The 24,166-nt window shown below is 38.4% G+C and carries 26 protein-coding genes; 21 read left to right on the top strand and 5 right to left on the bottom strand.

What is annotated here, in order from left to right; translation table 11 throughout:
* Positions 1 to 74: 74 nt before the first annotated feature.
* Both AC0L6R_RS05140 and AC0L6R_RS05135 read left to right on the top strand, forming a co-directional pair.
* Positions 75 to 2,261 carry an acylase gene (locus AC0L6R_RS05140; RefSeq protein WP_473270216.1) on the top strand — a complete coding sequence of 729 codons (2,187 nt, stop codon included), beginning with the start codon at positions 75 to 77 and terminating at the stop codon, positions 2,259 to 2,261.
* A 208-nt stretch (positions 2,262 to 2,469) separates the two neighbouring features.
* Entirely contained in the window at positions 2,470 to 4,461 is a 1,992-nt protein-coding gene (locus AC0L6R_RS05135; protein ID WP_473270215.1) for a M1 family metallopeptidase, read from the top strand.
* 488 nt (positions 4,462 to 4,949) lie between these two features.
* Here the strand turns inward: AC0L6R_RS05135 and AC0L6R_RS05130 are convergent, their stop codons facing one another.
* On the bottom strand, positions 4,950 to 7,259 hold the full coding sequence (locus AC0L6R_RS05130) for a GH92 family glycosyl hydrolase (protein ID WP_473270214.1): 2,310 nt from the start codon (positions 7,257 to 7,259) through the stop codon (positions 4,950 to 4,952).
* 177 nt (positions 7,260 to 7,436) lie between these two features.
* Positions 7,437 to 7,808 (bottom strand): single-stranded DNA-binding protein, encoded by a 372-nt coding sequence (locus AC0L6R_RS05125; protein ID WP_283412955.1) that lies wholly within the window; start codon positions 7,806 to 7,808, stop codon positions 7,437 to 7,439.
* Between the two features lie 249 nt (positions 7,809 to 8,057).
* Between AC0L6R_RS05125 and AC0L6R_RS05120 the strand changes: the two genes are divergently transcribed.
* The 6 genes from AC0L6R_RS05120 to AC0L6R_RS05095 all read left to right on the top strand — a co-directional run bounded on the left by AC0L6R_RS05120 (position 8,058) and on the right by AC0L6R_RS05095 (position 12,945).
* On the top strand, positions 8,058 to 8,687 hold the full coding sequence (locus tag AC0L6R_RS05120; RefSeq protein ID WP_473270213.1) for a hypothetical protein: 630 nt from the start codon (positions 8,058 to 8,060) through the stop codon (positions 8,685 to 8,687).
* Between the two features lie 216 nt (positions 8,688 to 8,903).
* On the top strand, positions 8,904 to 9,797 hold the full coding sequence (locus AC0L6R_RS05115) for a ligand-binding sensor domain-containing protein (RefSeq protein ID WP_473270212.1): 894 nt from the start codon (positions 8,904 to 8,906) through the stop codon (positions 9,795 to 9,797).
* Between the two features lie 99 nt (positions 9,798 to 9,896).
* Complete coding sequence (locus tag AC0L6R_RS05110) at positions 9,897 to 10,154, top strand: hypothetical protein (protein ID WP_473270211.1); 258 nt, start codon at positions 9,897 to 9,899, stop codon at positions 10,152 to 10,154.
* A 441-nt stretch (positions 10,155 to 10,595) separates the two neighbouring features.
* Complete coding sequence (locus AC0L6R_RS05105) at positions 10,596 to 11,297, top strand: hypothetical protein (protein ID WP_473270210.1); 702 nt, start codon at positions 10,596 to 10,598, stop codon at positions 11,295 to 11,297.
* Positions 11,298 to 11,312: 15 nt separating this feature from the next.
* Positions 11,313 to 12,173, top strand: coding sequence for a hypothetical protein (locus AC0L6R_RS05100; RefSeq protein ID WP_473270209.1), 861 nt, complete (start codon positions 11,313 to 11,315; stop codon positions 12,171 to 12,173).
* A gap of 61 nt (positions 12,174 to 12,234) precedes the next feature.
* On the top strand, positions 12,235 to 12,945 hold the full coding sequence (locus tag AC0L6R_RS05095) for a TonB family protein (RefSeq protein ID WP_473270208.1): 711 nt from the start codon (positions 12,235 to 12,237) through the stop codon (positions 12,943 to 12,945).
* Between the two features lie 91 nt (positions 12,946 to 13,036).
* Here the strand turns inward: AC0L6R_RS05095 and AC0L6R_RS05090 are convergent, their stop codons facing one another.
* A complete protein-coding gene (locus tag AC0L6R_RS05090) occupies positions 13,037 to 13,408 on the bottom strand; it encodes a single-stranded DNA-binding protein (RefSeq protein ID WP_473270207.1) in 372 nt (123 codons plus the stop codon).
* 251 nt (positions 13,409 to 13,659) lie between these two features.
* On the opposite strand from AC0L6R_RS05090, the gene AC0L6R_RS05085 reads away from it, so the two are divergent.
* The 4 genes from AC0L6R_RS05085 to AC0L6R_RS05070 all read left to right on the top strand — a co-directional run bounded on the left by AC0L6R_RS05085 (position 13,660) and on the right by AC0L6R_RS05070 (position 15,966).
* Positions 13,660 to 14,073, top strand: coding sequence for a hypothetical protein (locus AC0L6R_RS05085; RefSeq protein WP_473270206.1), 414 nt, complete (start codon positions 13,660 to 13,662; stop codon positions 14,071 to 14,073).
* A 212-nt stretch (positions 14,074 to 14,285) separates the two neighbouring features.
* Entirely contained in the window at positions 14,286 to 15,119 is an 834-nt protein-coding gene (locus tag AC0L6R_RS05080; protein WP_473270205.1) for a hypothetical protein, read from the top strand.
* A gap of 126 nt (positions 15,120 to 15,245) precedes the next feature.
* Complete coding sequence (locus AC0L6R_RS05075) at positions 15,246 to 15,650, top strand: hypothetical protein (protein ID WP_473270204.1); 405 nt, start codon at positions 15,246 to 15,248, stop codon at positions 15,648 to 15,650.
* Positions 15,651 to 15,657: 7 nt separating this feature from the next.
* Positions 15,658 to 15,966 (top strand): hypothetical protein, encoded by a 309-nt coding sequence (locus tag AC0L6R_RS05070; protein WP_473270203.1) that lies wholly within the window; start codon positions 15,658 to 15,660, stop codon positions 15,964 to 15,966.
* Between the two features lie 154 nt (positions 15,967 to 16,120).
* Here AC0L6R_RS05070 and AC0L6R_RS05065 read toward each other — a convergent pair whose 3' ends face one another.
* Positions 16,121 to 16,318 (bottom strand): single-stranded DNA-binding protein, encoded by a 198-nt coding sequence (locus AC0L6R_RS05065; RefSeq protein ID WP_473270202.1) that lies wholly within the window; start codon positions 16,316 to 16,318, stop codon positions 16,121 to 16,123.
* Positions 16,319 to 16,599: 281 nt separating this feature from the next.
* Between AC0L6R_RS05065 and AC0L6R_RS05060 the strand changes: the two genes are divergently transcribed.
* Both AC0L6R_RS05060 and AC0L6R_RS05055 read left to right on the top strand, forming a co-directional pair.
* Positions 16,600 to 18,048: an MBOAT family O-acyltransferase gene (locus AC0L6R_RS05060; protein ID WP_473270201.1), complete on the top strand. Its 1,449-nt coding sequence runs from the start codon at positions 16,600 to 16,602 to the stop codon at positions 18,046 to 18,048.
* A 3-nt stretch (positions 18,049 to 18,051) separates the two neighbouring features.
* Positions 18,052 to 19,098 (top strand): alginate O-acetyltransferase AlgX-related protein, encoded by a 1,047-nt coding sequence (locus tag AC0L6R_RS05055; RefSeq protein WP_473270200.1) that lies wholly within the window; start codon positions 18,052 to 18,054, stop codon positions 19,096 to 19,098.
* Positions 19,099 to 19,254: 156 nt separating this feature from the next.
* Here the strand turns inward: AC0L6R_RS05055 and AC0L6R_RS05050 are convergent, their stop codons facing one another.
* A complete protein-coding gene (locus AC0L6R_RS05050; RefSeq protein ID WP_283412955.1) occupies positions 19,255 to 19,626 on the bottom strand; it encodes a single-stranded DNA-binding protein in 372 nt (123 codons plus the stop codon).
* A gap of 247 nt (positions 19,627 to 19,873) precedes the next feature.
* On the opposite strand from AC0L6R_RS05050, the gene AC0L6R_RS05045 reads away from it, so the two are divergent.
* The 7 genes from AC0L6R_RS05045 to AC0L6R_RS05015 all read left to right on the top strand — a co-directional run bounded on the left by AC0L6R_RS05045 (position 19,874) and on the right by AC0L6R_RS05015 (position 24,138).
* A complete protein-coding gene (locus tag AC0L6R_RS05045) occupies positions 19,874 to 20,335 on the top strand; it encodes a hypothetical protein (RefSeq protein WP_473270199.1) in 462 nt (153 codons plus the stop codon).
* A 153-nt stretch (positions 20,336 to 20,488) separates the two neighbouring features.
* Complete coding sequence (locus AC0L6R_RS05040) at positions 20,489 to 21,055, top strand: hypothetical protein (RefSeq protein WP_473270198.1); 567 nt, start codon at positions 20,489 to 20,491, stop codon at positions 21,053 to 21,055.
* Between the two features lie 103 nt (positions 21,056 to 21,158).
* Positions 21,159 to 21,668 carry a Pycsar system effector family protein gene (locus tag AC0L6R_RS05035; protein WP_473270197.1) on the top strand — a complete coding sequence of 170 codons (510 nt, stop codon included), beginning with the start codon at positions 21,159 to 21,161 and terminating at the stop codon, positions 21,666 to 21,668.
* A complete protein-coding gene (locus AC0L6R_RS05030) occupies positions 21,669 to 22,406 on the top strand; it encodes an adenylate/guanylate cyclase domain-containing protein (protein WP_473270196.1) in 738 nt (245 codons plus the stop codon).
* 226 nt (positions 22,407 to 22,632) lie between these two features.
* Complete coding sequence (locus AC0L6R_RS05025) at positions 22,633 to 23,052, top strand: hypothetical protein (RefSeq protein WP_473270195.1); 420 nt, start codon at positions 22,633 to 22,635, stop codon at positions 23,050 to 23,052.
* A gap of 155 nt (positions 23,053 to 23,207) precedes the next feature.
* Positions 23,208 to 23,651, top strand: coding sequence for a hypothetical protein (locus tag AC0L6R_RS05020; RefSeq protein WP_473270194.1), 444 nt, complete (start codon positions 23,208 to 23,210; stop codon positions 23,649 to 23,651).
* On the top strand, positions 23,635 to 24,138 hold the full coding sequence (locus AC0L6R_RS05015) for a PH domain-containing protein (protein ID WP_473270193.1): 504 nt from the start codon (positions 23,635 to 23,637) through the stop codon (positions 24,136 to 24,138). Before AC0L6R_RS05020 ends, AC0L6R_RS05015 begins: the two co-directional genes overlap by 17 nt.
* The last annotated feature ends 28 nt before the right edge of the window (positions 24,139 to 24,166 follow it).

The following is a 24,166-nucleotide window of genomic DNA, read 5'->3' as shown; positions in this document are numbered from 1 at the left end:
TCCCATTGCCTAGAGACCACAAAAAGTCTATTTTGGAAGGATATATATTATTCCTCCTTTTAAATCACCCGACTATGAAAGTTAGACTGTTACTTTTTCTATTACCAGTGGTAATCTGGTCTTGCGAACCAAAAGAGCTTACCGAGGCCGAACGTTGGGAAGATACCGCTAGTCGGGTTGAGATAATTAGAGATGATTTTGGGATTCCTCACATTTATGGGAAAAGCGATGCCGATGCAGTTTTCGGCTTGCTCTATGCGCAGTGCGAAGATGATTTCAGGAGAGTAGAGCGCAATTACATTTGGGCAACAGGTCGCTTGGCTGAGTTGGAAGGTCCGGAAGCTATTTACAGTGATTTGAGAGCAAATCTCTACATGACTGAAGCAGAAGCCAAAGCTGCTTATGAAACAGCACCTGATTGGTTGAAGGAACTTTGTGTTGCTTTTGCCGACGGCATAAACTATTACTTGGCTACACATCCGGAAGTGACACCTCAAGTGATTACGCATTACGAACCTTGGATGCCAATGTTCTTCAGTGAAGGGTCTATCGGTGGAGATATTGAGCAGATTCCAACTCGCAGAATTCAGGCTTTTTATGCTGAAAAAGAGCCAGACGTAATGGCTTTATATGAAGAAGAATTTGTAAGAGAGGCTTTATTGGAGGAACCAAAAGGTTCGAATGGTATCGCGCTGAATGGTAAGATGACAGCTTCAGGTAATGCGATGCTACTCATCAATCCACACACCTCCTTTTACTTCAGGCCTGAAGTTCACGTGGTTAGCGAAGAAGGTTTAAATGCTTATGGTGCAGTGACCTGGGGACAGTTCTTCGTTTACCAAGGCTTCAATGAGAAAACAGGCTGGATGCATACTTCTACTCAAGTGGATTTTATTGATGAGTTTGTGGAAGAGGTGACAGAGAAAGATGGGAAATATGAATACCAATATGGAGATGAGAGTCGTGCAGTCGAGGAGTTTCAAGTTTCATTGAAATATAAGTCAGGAACAGAATTAAAGGAGAAACCTTTCACGTTTTACCGAACTCACCATGGCCCGATTACACATAAGATTGGAGATAAGTGGGTGGCGACTAAGATCAATTGGGATCCTGTCAATGCCTTGATCCAAAGCTTTACTAGGACAAAATTGAGCAATCACGAGGAGTTTAAAAAAATGATGGACATCCGTACCAATTCTTCCAATAATACGGTTTTTGCGGATGCTGATGGAAATATTGCGTATTTCCATGGCAACTTCATCCCAAAAAGAAATGAAGGTTTTGACTTCTCCGAACCTGTGGATGGTTCAGATCCAAACTCGGATTGGCAAGGTTTGCATACCGTGGATGAAAGTATTATGGTCTTAAATCCAGGCTCAGGCTGGATTCAAAACTGTAATTCCACTCCCTTTACTGCGGCAGGAGAGTTTAGCCCTAAACAGGAGGATTATCCTTTTTATATGGCTCCAGATCGCGAAAACTATCGTGGAATTCATGCGATGAAAGTGTTGAATGATACTACAGGTTTGACTTTGGATGGATTGATAGATTTGGCGTATGATCCTTATTTACCAGCATTTGAGGAACTGATTCCTATGCTGCTCAAAGCACATGAAAAGCGTGGTGTGGCAGATCCTCAATTCATGGAGCCAATAAAAATCTTGGAGGCTTGGGATTACCGCACTTCCAAAGAATCTGTTGCGATGTCATTGGCTCATTTTTTTGGGATGAATTTTATGAGAAATCATGGCAACATCAATAATTTGATCCCATTTAATATTGATCAAAACACGAATGTTCCTAAGCCTTCCCCTACAGCATTGCTAGCAACTTTCGCACAAACTTTGGATCAGATGAATGCCGATTTCGGAACATGGAATACGCCTTGGTCAGAGATCAATAGATTTCAGCGATTGACAGGAGAAATCGATCTGCCTTTTGATGATGAAAAGGAGTATAGCCCGGTTGGTTTGGCTTCTGGAACCTGGGGTGCTTTGGCAGCTTTCGGGGCGAGGACCTTTCCTGGGACGAAGAGATTGTATGGTTACAGAGGAAATAGTTTTGTAGCTGTAGTGGAATTTGGAGAGAAAGTAAAAGCCAAATCCATTCTTGCCGGTGGCCAGAGCTCAGATCCAAATTCTCCCCATTTCTACGATCAAACTCAGGACTATATCGACGGGAATTTCAAAGATGTTGCTTTTTACCGGGAAGATGTGGAGGCTAGAATGGAGGAGCGATATGTGCCAGGGAAGAGGGAGTAGGCAGTGACCAGTTGCAGTATTCAGTTTGTTGACCTTTGAGGTTTCTAAAACCTCGAAGGTTTTATGTTTATAGTATAAATTGTGCCAGTAAAAATTAAAATAAATTTATAGTCAGCTTATCAATTCAATGCTTCGTTTATTCCCATTGTTTGCCGGAGGAAAGGATTTTTTGCTGAGTTATCCATCTTGAACAAACCCACCTTTACTTATGAGAAAAATACTTTTTTTGATGCTCCTGAGCAGTTCAGTTGCTTTTGCGCAGCAAGAAACTAAACCACTGCGATCATCAATAGAAACGGATACCCGCGCTATCAGACAGGACGTCCCGATGACGAATTCTATTCGAAAAGCTTTCGAGGAAGGCTCAAGAAACTTTACAGGAAAACCAGGTCCAAACTACTGGCAACTTGAGACTGATTTTACGATCAAGGCTAGCTTGGATCCAAGTACACAGACCATCAAAGGTTCCGAAAAGATTTTGATACATAACAATAGCAAAGAGGATATGACTTCCATTGTGCTGCGGTTGGATCATAATATATTTAGGGGAGATGTTCCTCGTGGATCGTCAGTTCCAGCAGAAAATACAGAGGGGATGGTAGTGACTTCAATCAAAGTAGGAGGGGAAGCTGTGGAATTAAATGCTCCTCCTATTCAGAGAAGAAGAAATGAGCCAGCTCAAACGCCAAAACTTAGCGTTAGAGGGTTGCAGAGCACTGTAGCTACGATCACCTTGGCTGACCCAATCAAAGCTGGTGCCACGGCTGAACTTGAAATTGACTGGCATACGAAACTGCCGGGGGGAGATAATGGCCGAGGTCATAGAATGACGCAACGTTTTGACAGTACCTTATTTCAGCCAACTCAATGGTTCCCCAGATTGGCGAAGTTTGACGATCTAAGAGGATGGGAAACCAGCCTTTACCTAGGTCCTGCTGAGTTTCATAACAATTTTGGGAAATTCGATGTGTCGATCACTGTTCCAGCTGGCTGGATAGTAAGTGGTACTGGCGTATTGCAAAATCCAACGGAGGTTTTGACTCCGACTGTTGCGGAGAGATTTGCAAATGTTCTTAAATCTGACGGTGAAGTTACCCTGGTTAGTGAAGATGAAAAAGGTCCTGGAAAAGCGACTAAAGCAGGAGATAAATTGACATGGCACTTTGTGGCAGATAAAGTCAATGATTTTGCTTGGGCGACTTCAGATAGATTTATCTGGAAAGCAACCAAAGCTGATATTCCAGGTAAAGGTCCAATTCCAATTTACATGGTTTTCATTCCAGAAAGAGCCAGACTTTTTGAAAAGGCCGGTGACTATACCAAGCATGCTTTGGAGTTTTATTCCAAGCTTTGGGCGCCTTATCCTTTCCCTCAACTTACGCTTCAAGACGGTCCGAGTGATGGTATGGAATACCCGATGGTAATCAATTCAAATGAGCGAGCAGCAGATCATGAGGCAGCACACCAGTGGTGGCCTATGATGGTAGGGACGAATGAAACCCGCTACGGCTGGATGGATGAAGGTTTTAATCAATACATGAATATACTCTCCGGTGCAGATAGCCGAGGAGTGGATTATAATTTGGATGGATTGGGACAAAGCTACGGGCGTGTAAGTGGACTTGAGGATGAAGCGCCTATGATGTGGAGCGCGAATGACGCAGGAAATATGTATGGCTTTCAGACCTATTCGAAGACGCCATTGATGTTATCCATGCTTGGTGGTATAGTGGGTGATGAAGCGGTGATCAATGCTATGAAAAAGTATACAGCGACATGGGCTTATAAGCATCCATCTCCTTGGGATTACATGTTTTTCATGAATAATGAATTGGGGCAAAATCTGGAGTGGTTCTGGTATTATTGGTTGTTTACCACAGAATCTGTGGAAGGATCTATCCAAAATGTGACTACTTCAAATGGTGAAACGACCGTGACGGTACATCAGGCAGGGCAAATGCCTTCTCCAGTTGTGCTTCAAGTTGAGTTTGAAGGGCCGGCGGATGTACAGATGCCACATGCTAAAAAGATCAATGATACTACTTTTGAAATGACCTGGCCAGTTTCGGTGTGGTTTGATGGAAGCAAAACTTTTGATGCGGTGATGGATTTCGGAGATTCGAAAATCAAGAAAATTACGTTAGACCCTCATGGGCGATTCCCGGATAAAGATAAGGCTGACAATGTTTGGCCAAGATGATTGAAATTAAAATGAGGCTTGAAAGAGCCTCGTTTTTTTTCTCGTTTTTTACCGCTGTGGGCGCGAAGGATTACGTAGAGGTCGCAATTTAAAGTTGTCCTGCTTCTCCAGAAGCTGGACTTTGTAGATCTATCTGCGAATTTCAAGGTTTTTATTTAACCGCAGTGGACACAGAGGGTCACGCAGAGGGCGCAATTTAGAGTTGTCCTGCTTTTTCAGAAGCAAGACTTGATGTTAAATCAGAAAAAGGGCTGAAAGTCCTAAATAACTAAGCCCAGCTCGATAGGGCTGGGCAAGAGAAAGTTGAAATAGAAATAAAGCTCTGCAAGAGCGAAATAGCTGGAAGATGATCCAAAGAGATCGCGAATAGAGTTGAAACTCTGTTTAGATTATGGTTTTTCACTCTAGGTTATCCAGCTTTTCCAGAAGGTGGACATGGAGCCCATTTTTATTTCCGTTCGGGAGACACGAACGGTGGCTTAGTACTTTTACTTTTTGGGAGTTTCACTCATTTCTAATTTCAACTCTCCACCAGAGGTAATCTGGCTATGGGAAAGTTCAAGATGACCAAAGGTTTGATTCTTCCAATTCGCAGAGTTTACGTAGACACTAGAAGGGCTATTCCCTTCAGTTTTGATGATAAATTCCTTCCCTGAGTAATAGTCTGGATTAAGTGCTATGGTGATTTTATCAAAAATTGGACTACCAATTTGATAAGCTGGATTTGCTTCCGTTCCTCCGTTCATTTGAAACAATCCAATCTTCATTAATACCGCTAGACTTCCCATCAATCCTTGGTCTTCATCTCCATTATAACCGTTTTCAGGGCTGAGGTCAGAATAAATTCTCCTCACAATCGCCCTTGACCAATACTGAGTCAAATCAGGTCTTCCCAATTTGTGGAAAATGAATGCCGTCTGAATCGAAGGCTGATTTCCGTAATTGATTGGAATTCTTCGATATTCTGGATGTGTTTCCTGTGAGTGCGAAGTGCCTGAGGTGAAACCAAGTTTTTCAGATTCTACGAAGGAAGTGTTTAATCGTTCGATGGCTTTTTCTTTCCCTCCCATTAATTCGGCAAGTCCATCCAGATCATGAGGAACAAACCAAGTTCCCTGACTTCCATTTGCCTCATTGAAACCTGCATTGTATTCGTAAGGATCGAAAGGAGTTTTCCAGCTTCCATCTACATTTCTTGGACGCATCCAGCTTGTTTCAGCATCAAAGGTGTTTTTGTAGTTTTCTGATCTTTTCAAAAATTCCTGTTCACCAGCTTTGTCTCCCAATGCTTTTGCCAATTGAGCCAATGTCCAATCCTGATAAGCATATTCCAATGTCAGACTTGGTCCATCCTGATGGTAACCGAAGTTTCCCTCAGGAATTGGCCACGGCACATAGCCGTTCTTTAAGTAATAAGAAAAGCCGCCGCCCAAGGAAGTTTTATGCTCATACCCGGCTTTTTCCATGATTCCTCCAGGACGGTGATTTTTCTTTAGTCCCTCATAAGCCAGCTCAATATCAAAGCCTCGAATCCCTTTTTGGTAGGCGCTGACGATAAATGGAGTGCTCGAAGCCCCCGTCATTACGTAAGTGTAATTACCTCCAGAAGGCCCTCGTGGAATAAGGCCTCCGTCTTGATAGTATCGCAGCATGGAATTAACAAATTCCTCCGTGATCTCAGGATAAACTAAGTGCCAAAGGGTATTGATAGTCCACTGAGCTCCCCAAAATGAATCTGAATTGAAGTGTCGGAATTTGGGTTTTCCAGCTTCGTCCAGCGGAATTTGCTTGGTCAAATGCGTTCCGCTGGTCAGGTCAGCATATTTGCCATTTACATCCGAAATCGTTCTTCTGCCTTGTAGCGCATGGAAAAGATCAGTATAGAACCTTCTTCTGTCTTTTTCTGTAGCACCTTCTACTTTGATTCTTCCCAAATAGCTATTCCATTCTGCAAATGATTCATTCCGTATTCGGTTAAAATCCCAATGCGCTAATTCAGTATCCAGATTCAACATTGCCTGCTCCACACTGACGTAGGATATCCCTACTTTCATGAGTAGTTCCTCCGTAGATTTATCAAAAGTCAGTAGCGCGCCAGAATCTTTTCCTTTGATTTCAGACAGGGTAGAGGTGACTCCATTTTCTGACCAACCGCTAATCTCAGCGATATTTCTATTGAGTTTGATAGCAAAGAAGATAGGAGTGTCATTCGGTCTTCTCACCGTTGGACCGTTAATCAAATGACCAGTTAAAGTGGTCTTGTTTACCTGGGTGAGTTCTCCGTCGATGATGTCCGAGGGGCCTAGCATGCCACCAAGTCTGATCACTACTTGCTGCTTTGCTTCTTTAGGGAAAGTATATTTGTGAAATCCGGTACGTAAGGTGGAAGTAAGTTCCACTCTGATCCCATAGCGATCAAGTGTAAGTTGATGATAACCTGGCTGCACTATCTCAGTTTCATGGGAAAAGGGAGAAGCAAAATTTCTTTTTCCCTCCAAACTCACCTCAGAAACCGGTAGTACCGAAAGTCCCGAAAGTTGCCATGCATGCACATGGCTAAGCCCTTTGATGGAATCACTTTCATATCGATATCCTGATCCCCAAGCTCCGCCTGTATCCGTATCAGGACTGAGATTGACCATCCCGAAAGGTCTAGTGGCAGTATTGAAAAAGAACCAGCGGGAATTTTTACTATCTACATAAGGATTTACCAAATCTGCGGGGGACTCGTTTGATTGGGAAAAAGCGAAAGCGGAAATTTGAAAAAACAGGATGGCAAGGCAATATCTTAGGTTCATCTTTTGCGTCAATTGAATTAGGAGCTTAAGTAAGGTGCAAAAGTCCGTAAATCAAACTCCGTGATCAGGGATATTACGGAAAGGATTTCAGAATCTTCTCTCCCATAGGTATAAAAAGAAAAAGGCTGGAAGTTTAATACTCCCAGCCTTTCAATAAGAGTGATTTCAGGATTTATCTTAGAAAGGAAGATCCGCTTCTTCAGACACGTTTGCTTTTCTTTCACCCATCAGTAGGATGCTTTGTACCACCACCTCAGAAATGTAGCGCTTGACACCTTCTTTGTCTTCGTAGGAGCGATTGCTGAGTTTGCCTTCTATGGCGATTTCCGAACCTTTGTCAGTGTACTTGTCAAGTAATTCGGCTTGCTTGCCCCAAGCCACGATGTTGTGCCAGGTAGTTTCTTCTACGCGTTCACCTTTTTGGTTTTTATAATATTCGTTAGTAGCGAGAGATACTTTACCTAAGGTCTTGCCGCCTTCCAGATTTTTGATTTCTACTTTGGATCCTAGACGTCCGATTAGCTGTACTTTGTTTCTTAGCGTGCTCATAATGTTTGTTGTTTTGGTTAGAAAATTTGTTTGTCGTTTTCGCCAGAGGAAAAACTTATGATCCAAAGTTGGGGGATCGGTCAGAGCTAAGTCGGTAGCTAGTCGTTTGTATTCGATAGTATCCGTTTGTTGTCGGATAAAGTGTGTTTATTGGGCTTAAGAGGTGGTTGGGGTTTTATAAAAGTTTAGTAGGTTTAGAGAGGGGAAAGCGGAGGTGCGTATATATAAGTGTTGTGTACAATTTGAAAAATGAGATTTAACAAACCAGCATATCCAACAGTTCATTTTAGCGAAGAAATTTGGGTTAATTGTCCAAAGTGCTCTGAACCTGCTTTGGTAAAAACCGAACTACCAAAATATACGATACTTTTTCCTTGGGGACACAAATCAATCTGTAGCTGCAGTCATTGTGGATTCCAAGAAACGAACGAGAGTAATTGGTCGGGGTTTGTTCAGGGGTTTATTAACCGAGCATGCGGAAATTGTGGAAGTGGAATATCTTACACCACGGAACCGACAAAAGAACCATATGAAACATCAGAAATTACATGTGACGTATGCAAGGCAACAAGAGAGTATGAGATTAAATGGTATCGCTACCGAAATGACAAACCTACAGACCCTTATTTTGGGTTTGATTTATTTCTTCAAACCAGTATAAAAGATAATGTACTTTGGTTGTACAATATTGACCATTTAGACTATCTAAAAGAATATGTTGAAGCTAAGCTTAGGGAAGATGATGGAAGACACAAATACTCTATGATAACAAATTTACCTCAATGGGTTAAGTCAAGTAAGAATCGTGAAGTGATTGTCAAAAAGGTTAATAAGTTGAGGCACGAATTAGAAAAGAAAACTGTACACAACAACACCTAAGAAAACATGCCCTTCGGGACACGTTTCTTAGCCAAACGTAGCTGCAACCTAAAACATCAAAAACACAATAATGAAATTTCTTCTGTCAACATTCACTTTACTTCTGTTTTTTTCTTGTGACGGACAGCAACACAAAACTGTTGAATTAAAAGAACCTAAAGTTTATACGAGTGCTGACATTGTTACAAGCAATTTACTAGACAAAAATGGAAACCTATGGTTTGGAACATCAACCGAAGGACTTTAAAATATGACGGAAAAACATTCACTAATATTAATGAAGAAAAAGGTCTTTGTTCTAATCAAATTTGGAGCATTATTGAAGATGACAAAGGGATAATCTGGCTGGCAACAAATAAAGGATTGTGCAAATACAATGGCAAGGTGTTTACACAAATTTCACTTCCCTATGTTGAAACAAGTAGCGAATGGTACAAAAACATTTACCCAACAGTCAACCCAAATCAAGCAAATTCAATAATTCAAGACAATATTGGAATATTTTGGATTGGAACTTCAGGTGGTGGTGCTTACAAATATGACGGAACAACATTTCAAAGCATATTGGCTGACAAAGGCAGAAAATATGAAGACAGTCTTCATCACAATGTCATACAAAGCATTATACAGGACAAAAATGGAAACATTTGGTTTGCTTCAATGAGTAATGGGGGACTTACAAAATACAATGGCGAAACATTCCAAGAGTTCAAAACGGAAAATGGATTAAGTGATAATATGGTTCGTTATCTCTATCAAGACCAAGAAGGAAATATTTGGATAGGAACAAATGGAAATCGAAATGGTGGATTGGATAAGTTTGACGGAAAAGACTTTAGTAACTTTAATGAAAGTAATGGTTTGTGCAGTAATAATGTTGCCGTTATATTCCAAAGTTCAGACGGAATAATTTGGTTAGGTAGCGACAGAGAAGCTCTTTGCTATTTTGAAAATGGAAGTTTCAAATCTTTAAACAAATTATCAGGAATTTCGATAAGGACAATCATAGAAGATAAAGATGGAAATATTTGGTTCGGTGGCAGAAAAGGAAATTTGTGGAAATATGACGGTGAGAAATTGACAGACCTAACCCAATTGAAAAATGAATAAAAGGCAGCAGCGAACAAGGTATGTGCATGGCTTCCTAACGTCAGCCACGACACTATATATAAACCGTTGTTGTAGGGCATTTGCCAAAGACGTAACACTATGATTACAGCAGAGAAAATAGAAATTTATCGAAAATACGGAGGAGATATTGATGGTTTATCTCGAGGAGGTAAAAGCGAAGAAAAGGCATTGTTAGAAGATAAAGATTGGTGGTTAATTGATAGCATATTACAAGATTTAGAGATGATTAACAAAGGACTATGTTCTTGGGACTTTATAGCGCGATTTGAAAAATTTTTGGAAGATAATTTTGACAGTGGAGCAAGAGAACTGATTTGTAGGAACTGTTTATATTAATAAATAACACTCCGAAACGCAAAGGATTGTTTAAAGTAAACAAGGAGAATTATGTACTCAATGTTTATCGACTGATTGAGAAAATGGATAAATGAAATATAAAAACTACAAATCAACCATTCACAATTTTGCACATTCGTTCATGAGCATTAATTATAAGAAAAGTAGTCGATTAGCAATTAATGTTCTGATTGATCACTAGCTCGTGGAACAATAAGATTAAAATTGAAACATGGCTATAACATTTTCTAGGAATGAATAGGGAGGCTTCGGTCTGGATATTTTCGTGGGAATTACAAAGTCCGCCACAATTTATAGATTTAAAACAAGAGGTGACTTTGAGCAGCTAAAAAGGTTAGTGAATTCTAATCTCCACTTATCTATAGCTCAGCGTTGGGAAATTTTAAGAACGTTGTAACCAATAATTCAATCAAATTCAAAGTGAATATATTTTCTTATCATTTAGTAAAGCTTCCATTTTTTGATGCGATAAAATGTATATTCTCGAATCCTATTTCCAAGAACACCATAGGGCTGGTTCACTCAGAATGTATGACAACGATGACCTTAGGTTCTCCTATCTTTTCTACCTCTAGGGTTTTAATCGGGCAAGTCGCCATTTTCATACAGTGGGAAGATGAAATTGCACTCGAGAACTATTTAGATAAGGACAGTTTTGGTAGAATTCTAGCAAAAGGCTGGCACGTGCGGATGTCTTTTATCAGAGCATGGGGGAGAATCAGGGGATTTAAAATACCAGATAGTAGAACCAACTTGGAAACTACAAATTCTCCAGTGGTCGCTGTGACTTTGGCCCGAATGAAACCTTTTGCAGTCCCAAGATTTATTCATTGGGGAAGGCCTGTAGAAAAGCTGGTACGAGACCATCCAGGAACCATACTTTCGTTAGCATCAGTGAAGTTTCCAAACACCGTTTCAACTTTTTCAATTTGGAAAACCGAAAAAGAAATGACAGATATGGTTCGTGGGCATAGTGCAGTTGAAAAACCTAAACGACATTCGGCTGCAATGGAAGAAAGAGAGAGGAAAGAATTTCATTTTGAGTTTGTGACACTAAGGTTTCGACCTATTTCTGAATTTGGTAAATGGAAAGGCCAATCGAATTTTATTTCCAGCACTTAAAGTATTCCAGGAAAAATGGGAACAGCATCTAGCAAGCAGAGCGTACAGGATTGGGTTACTCAGCAATGGGTCATTCTTTTTGGAAAAAAAATTGATTTCATAGAGCATAAATGGCTTATGGGACCTTTTGGCAACACCAATGGGATCGGTATAAAATTTATAAAGCAATTAGCAGAAAAAGAACATTTAACTATTGCTAAGGAGGAAAATGATAAAGGATTAATTCAATCAATAAAGCAACTCAATCTGACTAAAATTGAATTGCATTCGCTATCTGAAAATGTGATTGACTTTTATCAGAACACTTCGAATTACGACCTTCAATTAAGCGTAAAATGGAATCCATTTTTTAAAGTATTCGGTATTTTGCTGCGGATCCTTTTCAGTAAAAGGATAGAACAATTAAATGTTCCCATTCAACGTGTTAAAGACTCCAAGGGATTGACAAGTGAAATAATCCAGCTGCTTGATCCTGTGACAAATGATGTTAAAAGGACAATTTGGTTAAGGACATTTAAATCAACAGGTCAAGTCGTTTACTCTGGTGTGTATGAAATTTGTATCATGCCATCTGGAAAAGCATGTATAAAAGCGATTTTCCCACTGCCCAACGGAAATGCAACTGTGATTTTGTCTCCCAGAGTTGGAGGAAATGGTGAGCTTATTTTAGAATCATCGGGGAAACAAATTGGTGATAGTGGATTTTACTTTTTGCTAAAGGATTCAAAAGGACACTTATGGACAAAATTTTTAAAATCATTTAAAGACAAACTTGTAGTAAGAAGTTTAAATGAAAGTATTTCTGCTACACAAACTCTGACTTTATGGGATATGAGAGTTTTAGAATTTGAATACGAAATAAAGACCAAACACTAGTAAATTAATACTGAAAACCAGAAGGTAAACTTAGCAAAGACAAACAATGCCACCAATAAAGATGAGACACCTACTATTATTGTTTTTTGTCCTGAACGTACAGGCGCATGCTTTTGGACAGCAATCTGACACAGTTTGGTTTAATAATAAATGGGAGCAGACTGAACGGGCAAACAAACACTACTACAGAGTGATTCAAAAGGATTCTGTTAATGGAAGAAAATTCATTGTACAGGATTTCTATCCAACTGGGCAATTGCAGATGAAAGGAAATTATGTTTCTATTAATCCAGAAAAAAGAGATGGTGAATTTATTTGGTGGTTTCAGAATGGTAGCATTCAAAGAGAGGCATTCTATAAGAATGACACAATTGTTAAAATGACTGATTGGGATGAAAACGGAAAAATAGTACGCCAGCAAGAATACCTACGGACCGTAACATATCAGGATGGGGAGCCTATCTATGATTTAAAATCAATTGACGTCGGTCCAGAGTTTCCTGGAGGCAATGCTGCTTTGTATGCTTTTATTTCTAAAAACTTGCAGTATCCAATAGAGGCAGCAAAAAATGGGATTACGGGGAAAGTAGTTGCCAAGTTTGTGATCGATCGAAAAGGAAAGGTTAAGAATCTAGAGATAATTCAAAGTGTTCATGAACTTTTGGATCAAGAGGCGTTAAGAGTGATGCGTTTAATGCCTAAATGGACGCCAGGAGAGCAAAATGGTAAAAAGGTGAACGTAATGCTCGCCCTGCCTATTAATTTTAATTAGCGAAAAATATGCTGACAAATCACTAAAAACGAAGGGAAGTCCGGAATTTCAAACCTTCCAAGCTTTGCAAATTGCTAAAACTAAGTTCTATTTATAGTACGGGATTAGCCTCATCACTAGCTTTGTAATTTATTTTGAAGAGTGCCAAGAAGTCATTTACTACGATCTTCGGAACGTAGCGCTTGACACCTTCTTTGTCTTCGTAGGAGCGATTGCTGAGTTTGCCTTCTATGGCGATTTCCGAACCTTTGTCAGTGTACTTGTCAAGTAATTCGGCTTGCTTGCCCCAGGCCACGATGTTGTGCCAGGTAGTTTCTTCTATGCGCTCACCTTTTTGGTTTTTGTAATATTCGTTAGTAGCGAGAGATACTTTACCTAAGGTCTTGCCGCCTTCCAGATTTTTGATTTCTACTTTGGATCCTAGACGTCCGATTAGCTGTACTTTGTTTCTTAGCGTGCTCATAATGTTTATTGTTTTGGTTAGAAAATTTGTTTGTCGTTTTCGCCAGAGGAAAAACTTATGATCCAAAGATGGGGGATCGGTCAGGGCTAAGTCGGTAGCTAGTCGTTTGTATTCGATAGTATCCGTTTGTTGTCGGATAAAGTCTGTTTATTGGGCTTAAGAGGTGGTTGGGGTTTTATAAAAGTTTAGTAGGTTTAGAGAGGGGAAAGCGGAGGTGCGTATATACAAGTGTTGGCAAGCATTAAAACAAAATGGAAATAAATTATGCAATAACTGGAATCGGAATCTCTTATGGAATCAATTTCCTTCTGTTGTATACCAGAAAACAAAGATGGAATACAGACCAATTAAGATGGATTCTTACAAGTGTTTCTTTTATAATCGGAATTGCTGGGTTACTTGAATTTATTAACGTAAATGAGAAAGACTTTCAATTTTTTTCTTGGTGTTTAATAACTCCTTTTATCTATAACACCCTTGATAGGATGTTTAAGAGAATTAGTGAAAAAAAGTACAAAAGAGATTTCTATCTGTGGTTAAGGGGTTCGTTTGAAATAGATGATTCCCTATTTGGAAAGAATCCTCATGTCAGCGGATTAGATAAATTATTTTCTATGGTTCTATTGTTTGCGATTATCTTTTTACCGCTGATAGGAATAAAATAACGACTTGCCAACAAGGTGTATAGCCAATAGGGCAATTAGAGATAGAATGAAAGTCTAGTTCTTTGAGCAGGCAACGCCAAAACAAAGTTTTGACGTTTATTGAAATAAAAATTAAAACCGTTTGTTTTGGCTCAGCGGTAAACCGAAAGTGAAATGCTTCGAATCTGCCCTACTGTCCATACACTGAACGTTGGCGTGCATATAAATAAACAATGAGCAGAATTGACAAAATATGGACTGACTTAAAGGACTTGACAACCGATACTCAAGTTTTAAACTATTGGGAAAACCGACAGTCCAGAATTTTGGAAAACCTAAAAACTGTGAACTCGGACTTTGACATGGTAACGGATATTATTCATCGGCTTGCAAAATCGCTTAACGACAGAGAAAAGTATTCTGCTGTTTATTACCTATACAAAGCGGGCTATCAACCGATAGAAAATAAACTTACTAAGACAGACCAATTAAATGAGGTCAAATACGAACTCAGACGTGGACTTCACCACAACAGAAAATATGACCATTCTAAAAGACTTTTTAATGAGTTAGCAAATACGGACTTTGACACAAGCCGAATTGACGGATGGTGGAATCAAACAGCCTTTGAGAGTACACGAGAAAGAATTTGGTTCAAAACGGACGTGTTACCTGCAATTGGAAGATTTGCAATTATGGTCGCCTACATTCTGATTGCTATTAAAACAGAAGATTTTCTAATCTCAACAACAGTTTTCATCGTTCTTTTTGAGGTTTACGAGATTTGGTGGTATCAATTCAGAGTATCAAGCTATTTAAAGGAATTTGAAGGCTTTACAGAGACCGCAGACATTAAAAAGAATATCAAGAAAAAGATAATGATAGAACTTGGGATTTCACTCCTGTTCTATCCTATTTACTTTTTGAAACAAGAATGGTTACTTCCATTGGTTTTGATAATTGCAGTTTCTTTTCAGGTGTTCCATTATGGACTGAATTTCTACTATTTGCCAAAATTGATAGGAGAATTAAATAGAAAAAACACGACACGCCAACAAGGTGTATAGTGCATACCCTGCGGGATACGCACCATACACAGACCGTTGTAGGGCATTTTAAAGACCGGCACATAGACAATGAAATTTAAGAATTATAAATCAGCTATTCACAACTTTGTAGACTCATTTCAGAGTTTGGACTACTCCAAAAGTGGGAAGTTGGCTTTTAATGTTCTAATTCATTTGAACAACCTTAAACTTAAACCTTCTGTAACATTTGACTTCATTCACAAGACAATTCAACCAGAAGAAGCAATTTCAAAAGAAAGTAAACACTTGCTAAACGATTATCATGACTGGTTGCCGACACATTTTAAAAATCACAATTGCGACCTTGATAAACTTGAAAAATTAACTATAGACATTTCAGCAGACTTTGACCAAGCCTTTTATCCTTCAGGTATGAATAAAGCCAAGCAAATATCCATAAAGACAAATACCAATTGGAAAGCTAACAACAGAGACGAAGAAACAATAGAAATTATCTTGAATGAAATAGTTGATGATTACTATCTAAAAACAGGAATTCCTGAAATGTGATTTACAAATGAGAGCATATCTATACATAGACAATGATAAAATTGGAGAAGTGAACTTTTTAGTTACAGACGAAAGTATGGGCGGAATTGGCGGAGACCTAATCGCAAACGACAATTACAAAAAATATCAGCCGACTATTCAACAACATTTTGAGAAGCAAGGAATTACTAACATAGACAATTTTAATTTCCGAATTCTTCTTGAAGACAACATAGAATTAAAACCAGAGGGCGGTATTGGTGTATCAGACTCCGCAGACTTTGACGAAATTTACGTTGAATCTGCTGGGTTGGACCTATCAAAACTTCAAGAATGACAATGGACAAAAAAACGCTCTATAACAGCACCTACCCAAAAGGCAGGGTTTTGTGTTCCAAAAACAGTTTGGTGGTTAAAGTCACGCCCTTCGGGTTTCCGCGAAACGTTAAAGCCAATTCATAAAATGGTCAAACTAATTCCCACGATAATACTTAGCCTTTTTTGGATAAATGCAAGTATTGCACAGATTGACTCAGATGTATTAGAAAGAGTTCACCTTTTTGGTTTTTATAATACTCGCAAGTAGCGAGGGATACTTTACCTAAGATCTTGCCGCCTTCCAGATTTTTGATTTCTACTTTGGATCCTAGACGTCCGATTAGGTATACTTTGTTTCTTAGCGTGCTCATAATGATTGTTGTTTTGGTTAGAAAATTTGTTTGTCGTTGTCGCCGGAGGAAAAACTATGATCCAAAGTTGGGGATGGGTCAGGGCTAAGTCGGTAGCTAGTCGTTTGTATTCGATAGTATCTGTTCCTTGTTGGATAAAGTGGATTTATTGACTTTTGAAGGTGGTTGAAGTTTTAGAAAAGTTTAGTAGGTTTATGCCAACCAAGATTGCAAGGGGAATACTGCTCATCGTGTAGGTTCACTGTGACCTCCCAAAAATTATCTTATCGATTAAAAAATAGATGCTTTTTAATTCCATAGACTTTGCAGTATTCTTACCGATAGTATTTACGATTTATTGGTTTTTGGTAAACAGAAACCTCAGGCAGCAAAATTTTTTAATAGTCGTAGCAAGTTTGGTTTTTTATGGCTGGTGGGACTGGCGATTTCTATCTCTAATACTTTTTTCTGCGGTGGTTGATTATCAGATAGGCAGAAGACTCAACAACGAGGAAAGTCAACCTAAGCGGAAGATTCTTCTGTGGATAAGTATTTTAGTGAACCTAGGCTTTCTTGGTTTTTTTAAATATTACAATTTCTTCCTTGATAACTTTATTGGTGCTTTTTCATTTTTTGGAAATGAAATTCAAGCGAATTCTCTAAATATCATCTTGCCAGTGGGTATTAGCTTTTATACATTTCAAACGTTGAGCTACACTATAGATGTATATCGAAAAAAGTTAACCCCTACGAATGATTTTGTGGCATTTTTAGCCTTTGTGAGTTTTTTTCCGCAATTGGTGGCAGGGCCTATCGAAAGGGCAACGAATCTCTTACCTCAGTTTTTTGAAAAACGTAGATTCGACTATTCCAAGGCCGTTGACGGCATGCGTCAGATACTGTGGGGATTATTCAAAAAGATAGTTATTGCTGACAACTGCGCTGAGTTTGCCAATTTGATTTTCAACAATTCAGAAAACTACTCTGGAAGTACCTTAGCCTTTGGTGCACTATTTTTTACTTTCCAAATTTATGGAGACTTTTCGGGCTACTCTGATATAGCAATAGGGACTTCTCGTTTATTTGGTTTTGAGCTAAAACAGAACTTTGCTTTCCCATATTTCTCAAGAGATATGGCAGAATTCTGGCGCCGTTGGCATATTTCCTTGTCCACCTGGTTTAGAGATTACTTGTATATCCCACTCGGTGGCAGTAGAGGTGGAACTTGGATGAAAGTGCGCAATACTTTTATCATCTTCATTGTAAGCGGTTTTTGGCATGGAGCTAACTGGACCTTTATCGTGTGGGGCGTGTTAAATGCGATTTACTTTTTGCCACTTTTGCTGACTGAGAATAACAGGAATAACCTAAATGTGGTAGCCAAAGAGAAATACCTGCCTAGTTTCAGGGAATTTTCTTCGATGGTCTTAACTTTTGGCTTAACAGTGTTTGCATGGATATTTTTCCGAGCCAACTCTATGGGGCATGCAGCCACTTATATCGCTGAAATTTTTTCTCCTAGTTTATTTACGGTGCCAGATTTTGAAGGGATAGGCAGGGCTTTCAGGTTATTCTTACTGGTGATTACTTTCATGTTAGTAGAATGGAGAGGACGAGGAGATCAGTATGCCATGGAGAAATTGGGTTTGAAATGGAAACGACCTGTACGTCGAGCACTCTACTTTGGGATCATTATTTTACTCTTTTGGTTCGGACAAAACGAGCAGCAGTTTATCTATTTTCAATTCTAAGGCATGAGAAAATTCATCTTAAATACGCTCGTTTTTGTAGTTCCTTTTTTTGGATTGTATGTGTTCAATTTGTTCAATTATAGCCAAAGAGGAGCAGAAGGTGATCTAGCGCGTATGGGGTATTTTTATGCTAATCCTTCTCCAAGAAGTGTCATTGACAGCCAGCATGTTATACCTAAAGAATATTTACTTCTTTCTGAGGTTGGGTTTGCATCAAATCAGAAATTTGATGTGATGACGATAGGTGATTCTTTTACAGAGCAGGACAACTTGGGGTATAAAAATTACCTTGCTGCAACGGGAGCTTCCGTCTTGCATGTAGATAGATTTATATCAGGAAGTAATCCAATTCAGACTTTGGTGTCATTGATGAATTCAGGTTTTTTTGACCTGATCCAGCCAGAGTTTGTGGTGTTGCAGTCCATAGAGCGGGATTTGAATGATAGAACGCAGACTATTGACTTTGATGAGAGATTGGATTTAGCGATCCTTTCCAATGAGGTCAAGCAGCACAAAAGAGCAACTCCCAATTACGATCTTCAGTTTTTCTCAGACGCAACGCTGAAAATGCCCTTGAACAACTTTCAGTTTTCCTACACAGACAAGCCCATCTTCTCCAATACACATCAGGTGAAAACCAACAGAACTGATTTGTTTTCAAATTCCCCAGATAAGTTGCTTTTCTATAAATCTGACCTTAGAAAAATGGGAGCAAAAAATGATTCTTTGAAAACTCTAAACAGCGTCAAAGTATTAGGTGAATTGAGCGCATTGCTCTCCAATATCAATATTGAATTGATCGTGTTAATCAGCCCCGATAAATATGATCTGTATTATCCTTACATAGCGGACAAATCGAGTTTTGTTACCCCTACTTTTTTCGCCACGTATGACAAAGCTCCTAAGGCTTACTATAACGTAGATGCCTATAGAGTTTTCTCTGAGAAAATGGGAGTGGAAAAAGATATCTACTACTATGACGACACGCATTGGTCGCCTGTAGGAGGGAAGATCGTCGTGGACGAGATTTTGGAAATAATGAAGAAGTAATTCTCAAACCCAATCCAGGTGCTTATCAGTCAAGAATAAACCTGGCTTTGCAAGTGATGGAGTGTAGCATTGAGTAGCCCCCAAAAAGTATAATACATCTTGAGGGCTAGGAGGTAAATTTATTTATGTTTTGAATTAGAGGGGGAATCCTTTTTCCTAAAAAGGAAGATCCGCTTCTTCAGACACGTTTGCTTTTCTTTCACCCATCAGTAGGATGCTTTGTACCACTACCTCAGAAATGTAGCGCTTGACACCTTCTTTGTCTTCGTAAGATCGGTTGCTGAGTTTGCCTTCTATGGCGATTTCCGAACCTTTGTCAGTGTACTTGTCAAGTAATTCGGCTTGCTTGCCCCAGGCCACGATGTTGTGCCAGGTAGTTTCTTCTACGCGTTCACCTTTTTGGTTTTTGTAATACTCGTTAGTAGCGAGGGATACTTTACCCAAGGTCTTGCCGCCTTCCAGGTTTTTAATTTCTACTTTGGATCCTAGACGTCCGATTAGCTGTACTTTGTTTCTTAGCGTGCTCATAATGTTTGTTGTTTTGGTTAGAAAATTTGTTTGTCGTTTTCGCCAGAGGAAAAACTTATGATCCAAAGTTGGGGGATCGGTGAGGGCTAAGTCGGTAGCTAGTCGTTTGTATTCGATAGTATCCGTTTGTTGTCGGATAAAGTGGGTTTATTGGGCTTAAGAGGTGGTTGGGGTTTTATAAAAGTTTAGTAGGTTTAGAGGGGGGAAGCGGAGGTGGGTAAATACAAGTGTTGGGCACAAGCTGAAAATGAAACTATCGACAATAATATTGACCCTTCTAATTTTAGCCAGTTGTAGCAATTTACGTGACGGACTAACCAGAGAAAGAATAGTATTTCCAAAGAAACTCCTCGGCTACAGAACCTCGTATTCTATCAAAGTGCCTGAACTTGAAAACATTGAAAAAGAAATTTCTTTGATCTGGGGTGGACATGGACATGGATTTCAGATTGTTTATGCCGACTCTTCAATGATTTACTACGACAATGACGATGCGACTTCAATACCAAACGCCAGGAATTATAAGACTGTGGACTGGAAGGGATTTTCAATCTTTAATCCAGTACAAGACACCGTCTTACATGGACAACAAGAAAACGGACTATATTGGAAAGAAATTAAAAAGGGAGAAGATTATATCGGGTACTTAAATGTACCTGCGTCTGAGAAAGAACTTTTTGACCAATCAATTCAGACTTTAAAAAAATGAAAAAAGCCAGTGCACAACAAAACCTAAGCTTCAGGCGGGCTGAAGGCTGTCCGCAAGTTTTTTGCTTATCTGCTATCTTTGGTTACAGCCGACAGTTTAGCGCTTGTAAAATCCGCCCGAAAGCTAAGCCAAACCGTTGTGTTTAATTAATAAATGACAAATTCATCTGACCTCATAAAAGGATTTTTAGGCAAACCAATTTGGGGAGCACGAAAAGGACATGGTTCATTTCTGATTTTTAATTTAGGCGAACCTAGAATTGAATTTGAAGAACCGAAAATTCAAAAGGCCTTCTCAGATTCTGAAATCAGATTTCCTAAGAATACTTATAAAAGTCGTCTTGTCACAATTAAAGGAGATTATTTTATCTGGATATATTGTTGTGATTGGACCTTTTCAATTGAAGAGAAGATAGTTGCTCAAAATGAATCAAATGACAAAGAAATATTAAATGCCATTGAATTTATAAATGGGCAAATCATCTCAAGTATTTACATTGATTCTGGGAAATTTGAAGTGAAATTCAATTTCGACTTAGCTGGGAGCTTGACACTTAGAAAAAATGAATACTATGAATCTGAGGCAGAATTGCTAATTATGGAGAATAATGGAAAATGGTTATCTATTAATGATCAGAAAGAACTTAAAGTTGAAGATAGTCACAGAAATATTATCAATAAGGAGGTGATTGAAACCGAACAAATAGATATTAAAAACTAAACACAACATTATGTATAAAATCATAGCCGTACGAGGCAAACGCACAAGCTAAAGCTACGATTCATACATTAAGCGTTATGGGCAAGCTTAAGAACGACAACATATGGACAAAATAAATTATGCTCTAGAGTCTTTTAAAAATATTCAAGACTTAATAAAATTTGCTGACCAAAAAGCAGGTGCAGTTTTAATTGTAATAGGATTAATTTTTACAGCTTTTGTCCAATACTTGGAAAAGTTAACCTTCTCAATTGCTAATGTGACAGTAATTGGAACGATTACTTTTCTTGCTGGACTTGCTACTTTAATTTGTATGATATTCGTTCTGTACTATTCAGTTTTCAAAATTCTGAAACCGAGATTTGCAAAGAACTACCAAGAAGGAGAATTATCCACATTCTACTTTGAGCATATTAGTAAAGTTAATAAAGGACTTCACGAAAAATATGAAAATATAAGTGATGTAAATATGCTGAAAGACATTATTGACCAGCAGATTGAAGTTTCACATATCCTAAACGAGAAAAATGAAAATTTAGCAAAATCCTTTATTTGGCTCTTTGCAGCACTTTTCGCTTCAATGGTTTTTATAATTCTTTCAATTCAGTTGTAGATGGCACTTAAAGACGATATAAAATCAAAGGTAAAGGCAATCCTTGATGAAAGGCTTGTAGTAACAGAGGTAACTTATGTTCCTCGACTTGACGACCCTAAACTAACCTTTGGTAATACAGGCTTAAAATTTACAGGGTCTTCATTGTTTATTGATATTCGAGGTTCTACTTCCGTTTTGAACACTCATAATAAGCCGATTGTTGCCAAACTTCATATGGCTTTTTTTCACACCATAGTAAAAATTGCAAATAGCCATGGCGGTAATGTTAGAAGTTTTAATGGAGATAGTTCCTTAATATTTTTTCAAGGAAATCTAAAAGTGACACTTTCAACAGCAGTAAAATGTGCAATGCAAATAAAGTATATGATAGACAATTCGGAAGATGGAATAAATGAATTATTGAAAAAATATTCAAAGCTAAATTTTGGAATTGGCATTGACCACGGCAATATTCTTTGCACTAAAGTAGGTGTAGGTGGTGAACATAACAGAGATATATTTTGGATTGGCAATCCCGTTAACAAATCAACTGTATTGGGTGACAATAGTAAAGCACCTAACCATATTGCAATATCAAGTTATGTTTACAATAACCTTTTAGATTGGGCTAAATACCATACAAGAAAAAATGCTTGGGGTCAAGATGAAAAAGTGGATATGTGGACTCGTGGAATTTTTACATATAATGGGCAAAATGAATACTATTATTACACGAGTTATCATTGGACATTATAGAAAGCCAGCCCATAACAGCGTATATAACTTATGGCGGGGAAAATGGTAAATTCAAGCTTGGGGCTTTTAAGTAAGTTTGGTGCAAACCGACAAGAAAGTGCTTCGAAATCCGCCACAAGTCATATACGCAAACCGTTGTGAGTAATTGCCAATCAAAGATTATCAATCATACATGAGATTAAGAATTTGGATTTTCTTTTTTGTAGTTGTTCTTAATAGTTGTTCAATGTCTAAGAATTCGGACAAATTCGACAGGAAAGTCTGGCTATCCAATAGCGACATGACTGACACTGGAAATCCAAGAGCTCAAATGACCAAGGACTTACTTGAAAACTATTTGAGACCTGGGATACATCGAGATTCAATCCTGACTCTTTTGGGCGAGCCACACTTGGAACATGTTGAGAATAGGCTTCCAAAGGGACTTGATGTTCCTGACTCACTTTCGCTAGTTGACTCTGAGAACTTTGAAAAGGAAAATCAGGACAAGGCACTCGACAACTTTAATCAATGGTATAAGGACAATGGACAACCAGACACATTAATGCTATATCCAGTTGGCTGGTCAACGATTGACCCAAACTTTTTGGTGATCAAATTTAGACCTGACAGTATTGCTAATGAATTTTGGATCGAACAACATTGAAGTCCAACTATTAATCATTGTGAAAGGCAATCATCCACAACAACCGTAATTCATATGCTTTAATGTAGATTCTTACCATGTGTGCTATTATTTTGGCAGCAACTTGGGAGAAATATGTAGGCATTTACATGCATAGATCTTACAGCTAGGTGTTATTGGCACATATAAAAATGATTAAATCTAAACTCAATATAATTTGCTTTTTCATAAGCTTTCTTGTCTTATTTGGCTGTCGTGAAACACAATTCAATTATAACTGTGGGCTAGCCCCGTCTACCCCCACTGACTTGACTATTACAAATAATACTGATCAAGAAGTGGAAGTAACCATGAGTGTTAAGGAGGATGAACTAAATGAATTTAAAAATTTAAGACTCTTGCCTGATGAAAGCACAACTCTTTGTATAGAATATGAAGGTTCAATAACTGATGGGATCCATATGGAATTTGGAAATCAAACCACAATCATCAAATTGGTTCCCCAACAATCTAATGAGTTCATTTTGCTGGAAAGAGAATTGAAAAAAACTTTAGCCAAGGTCGTTAACTCCCACTTTGAAAAAACACAGAATCGATTAAAACATGGGGCAAGACTTTAAAATAGAATTTGATTTTGACCCAAAAAACGAATGGAGAGTTTTTAGAAAATCAATTATTTTTCACATTGGGACACTTAGTGGATTTATTTACTTTCTCGCAACTAAAGAAGATATTGGACTTTTTTTAGGGTTTGGTTTTCTATTATTAGCACTACCTCAATTGGTTTTACATTTTCAATACAAACTGAATGACAGAAGGAAAAAAATTATAGTAAACCATTCAAAGCAGACAATTAGAATTGAGAATAATGGTAAGCTTGAAAAAGAATTTCGATTTAAAGACATAAATAAAATCATTAGGTATAAGGGACAATGGGACGAGGAAAATATGACGTATGCTCTACCAACCTTCTTTTACAATTACACAGGAATTATTCTTGATGACGGTCATAAAATATTCTTCTCTGACTTTATAGCAAAGAACCTTGGTTTAAAGAATATTGAAATAGAGGAAAAACTATCCTTATTTAATTTGATCCAATATTAAGTGACTGTGAATATGAGGATTAGCAGAA

The sequence above is a fragment of the Algoriphagus sp. 10J20-15 genome (assembly GCF_055809615.1).
Note: the sequence above shows the minus strand (reverse complement) of the source record. Positions and strands in the feature narration are given on the sequence as shown.

What these genes read in the sequence shown, in the direction of transcription:
- AC0L6R_RS05060 (WP_473270201.1), top strand. Translation starts at nt 16,600, where the DNA reads ATGCTTTTTAATTCCATAGACTTTGCAGTATTCTTACCGATAGTATTT.
- AC0L6R_RS05015 (WP_473270193.1), top strand. Translation starts at nt 23,635, where the DNA reads ATGGGGCAAGACTTTAAAATAGAATTTGATTTTGACCCAAAAAACGAA.
- AC0L6R_RS05045 (WP_473270199.1), top strand. Translation starts at nt 19,874, where the DNA reads ATGAAACTATCGACAATAATATTGACCCTTCTAATTTTAGCCAGTTGT.
- AC0L6R_RS05115 (WP_473270212.1), top strand. Translation starts at nt 8,904, where the DNA reads ATGGTTTGGAACATCAACCGAAGGACTTTAAAATATGACGGAAAAACA.
- AC0L6R_RS05040 (WP_473270198.1), top strand. Translation starts at nt 20,489, where the DNA reads ATGACAAATTCATCTGACCTCATAAAAGGATTTTTAGGCAAACCAATT.
- AC0L6R_RS05110 (WP_473270211.1), top strand. Translation starts at nt 9,897, where the DNA reads ATGATTACAGCAGAGAAAATAGAAATTTATCGAAAATACGGAGGAGAT.
- AC0L6R_RS05140 (WP_473270216.1), top strand. Translation starts at nt 75, where the DNA reads ATGAAAGTTAGACTGTTACTTTTTCTATTACCAGTGGTAATCTGGTCT.
- AC0L6R_RS05080 (WP_473270205.1), top strand. Translation starts at nt 14,286, where the DNA reads ATGAGCAGAATTGACAAAATATGGACTGACTTAAAGGACTTGACAACC.
- AC0L6R_RS05100 (WP_473270209.1), top strand. Translation starts at nt 11,313, where the DNA reads ATGGGAACAGCATCTAGCAAGCAGAGCGTACAGGATTGGGTTACTCAG.
- AC0L6R_RS05130 (WP_473270214.1), bottom strand. Translation starts at nt 7,259, where the DNA reads ATGAACCTAAGATATTGCCTTGCCATCCTGTTTTTTCAAATTTCCGCT.
- AC0L6R_RS05050 (WP_283412955.1), bottom strand. Translation starts at nt 19,626, where the DNA reads ATGAGCACGCTAAGAAACAAAGTACAGCTAATCGGACGTCTAGGATCC.
- AC0L6R_RS05035 (WP_473270197.1), top strand. Translation starts at nt 21,159, where the DNA reads ATGGACAAAATAAATTATGCTCTAGAGTCTTTTAAAAATATTCAAGAC.
- AC0L6R_RS05095 (WP_473270208.1), top strand. Translation starts at nt 12,235, where the DNA reads ATGAGACACCTACTATTATTGTTTTTTGTCCTGAACGTACAGGCGCAT.
- AC0L6R_RS05055 (WP_473270200.1), top strand. Translation starts at nt 18,052, where the DNA reads ATGAGAAAATTCATCTTAAATACGCTCGTTTTTGTAGTTCCTTTTTTT.
- AC0L6R_RS05070 (WP_473270203.1), top strand. Translation starts at nt 15,658, where the DNA reads ATGAGAGCATATCTATACATAGACAATGATAAAATTGGAGAAGTGAAC.
- AC0L6R_RS05125 (WP_283412955.1), bottom strand. Translation starts at nt 7,808, where the DNA reads ATGAGCACGCTAAGAAACAAAGTACAGCTAATCGGACGTCTAGGATCC.
- AC0L6R_RS05030 (WP_473270196.1), top strand. Translation starts at nt 21,669, where the DNA reads ATGGCACTTAAAGACGATATAAAATCAAAGGTAAAGGCAATCCTTGAT.
- AC0L6R_RS05090 (WP_473270207.1), bottom strand. Translation starts at nt 13,408, where the DNA reads ATGAGCACGCTAAGAAACAAAGTACAGCTAATCGGACGTCTAGGATCC.
- AC0L6R_RS05065 (WP_473270202.1), bottom strand. Translation starts at nt 16,318, where the DNA reads ATGAGCACGCTAAGAAACAAAGTATACCTAATCGGACGTCTAGGATCC.
- AC0L6R_RS05120 (WP_473270213.1), top strand. Translation starts at nt 8,058, where the DNA reads ATGAGATTTAACAAACCAGCATATCCAACAGTTCATTTTAGCGAAGAA.
- AC0L6R_RS05085 (WP_473270206.1), top strand. Translation starts at nt 13,660, where the DNA reads ATGGAAATAAATTATGCAATAACTGGAATCGGAATCTCTTATGGAATC.
- AC0L6R_RS05025 (WP_473270195.1), top strand. Translation starts at nt 22,633, where the DNA reads ATGTCTAAGAATTCGGACAAATTCGACAGGAAAGTCTGGCTATCCAAT.
- AC0L6R_RS05135 (WP_473270215.1), top strand. Translation starts at nt 2,470, where the DNA reads ATGAGAAAAATACTTTTTTTGATGCTCCTGAGCAGTTCAGTTGCTTTT.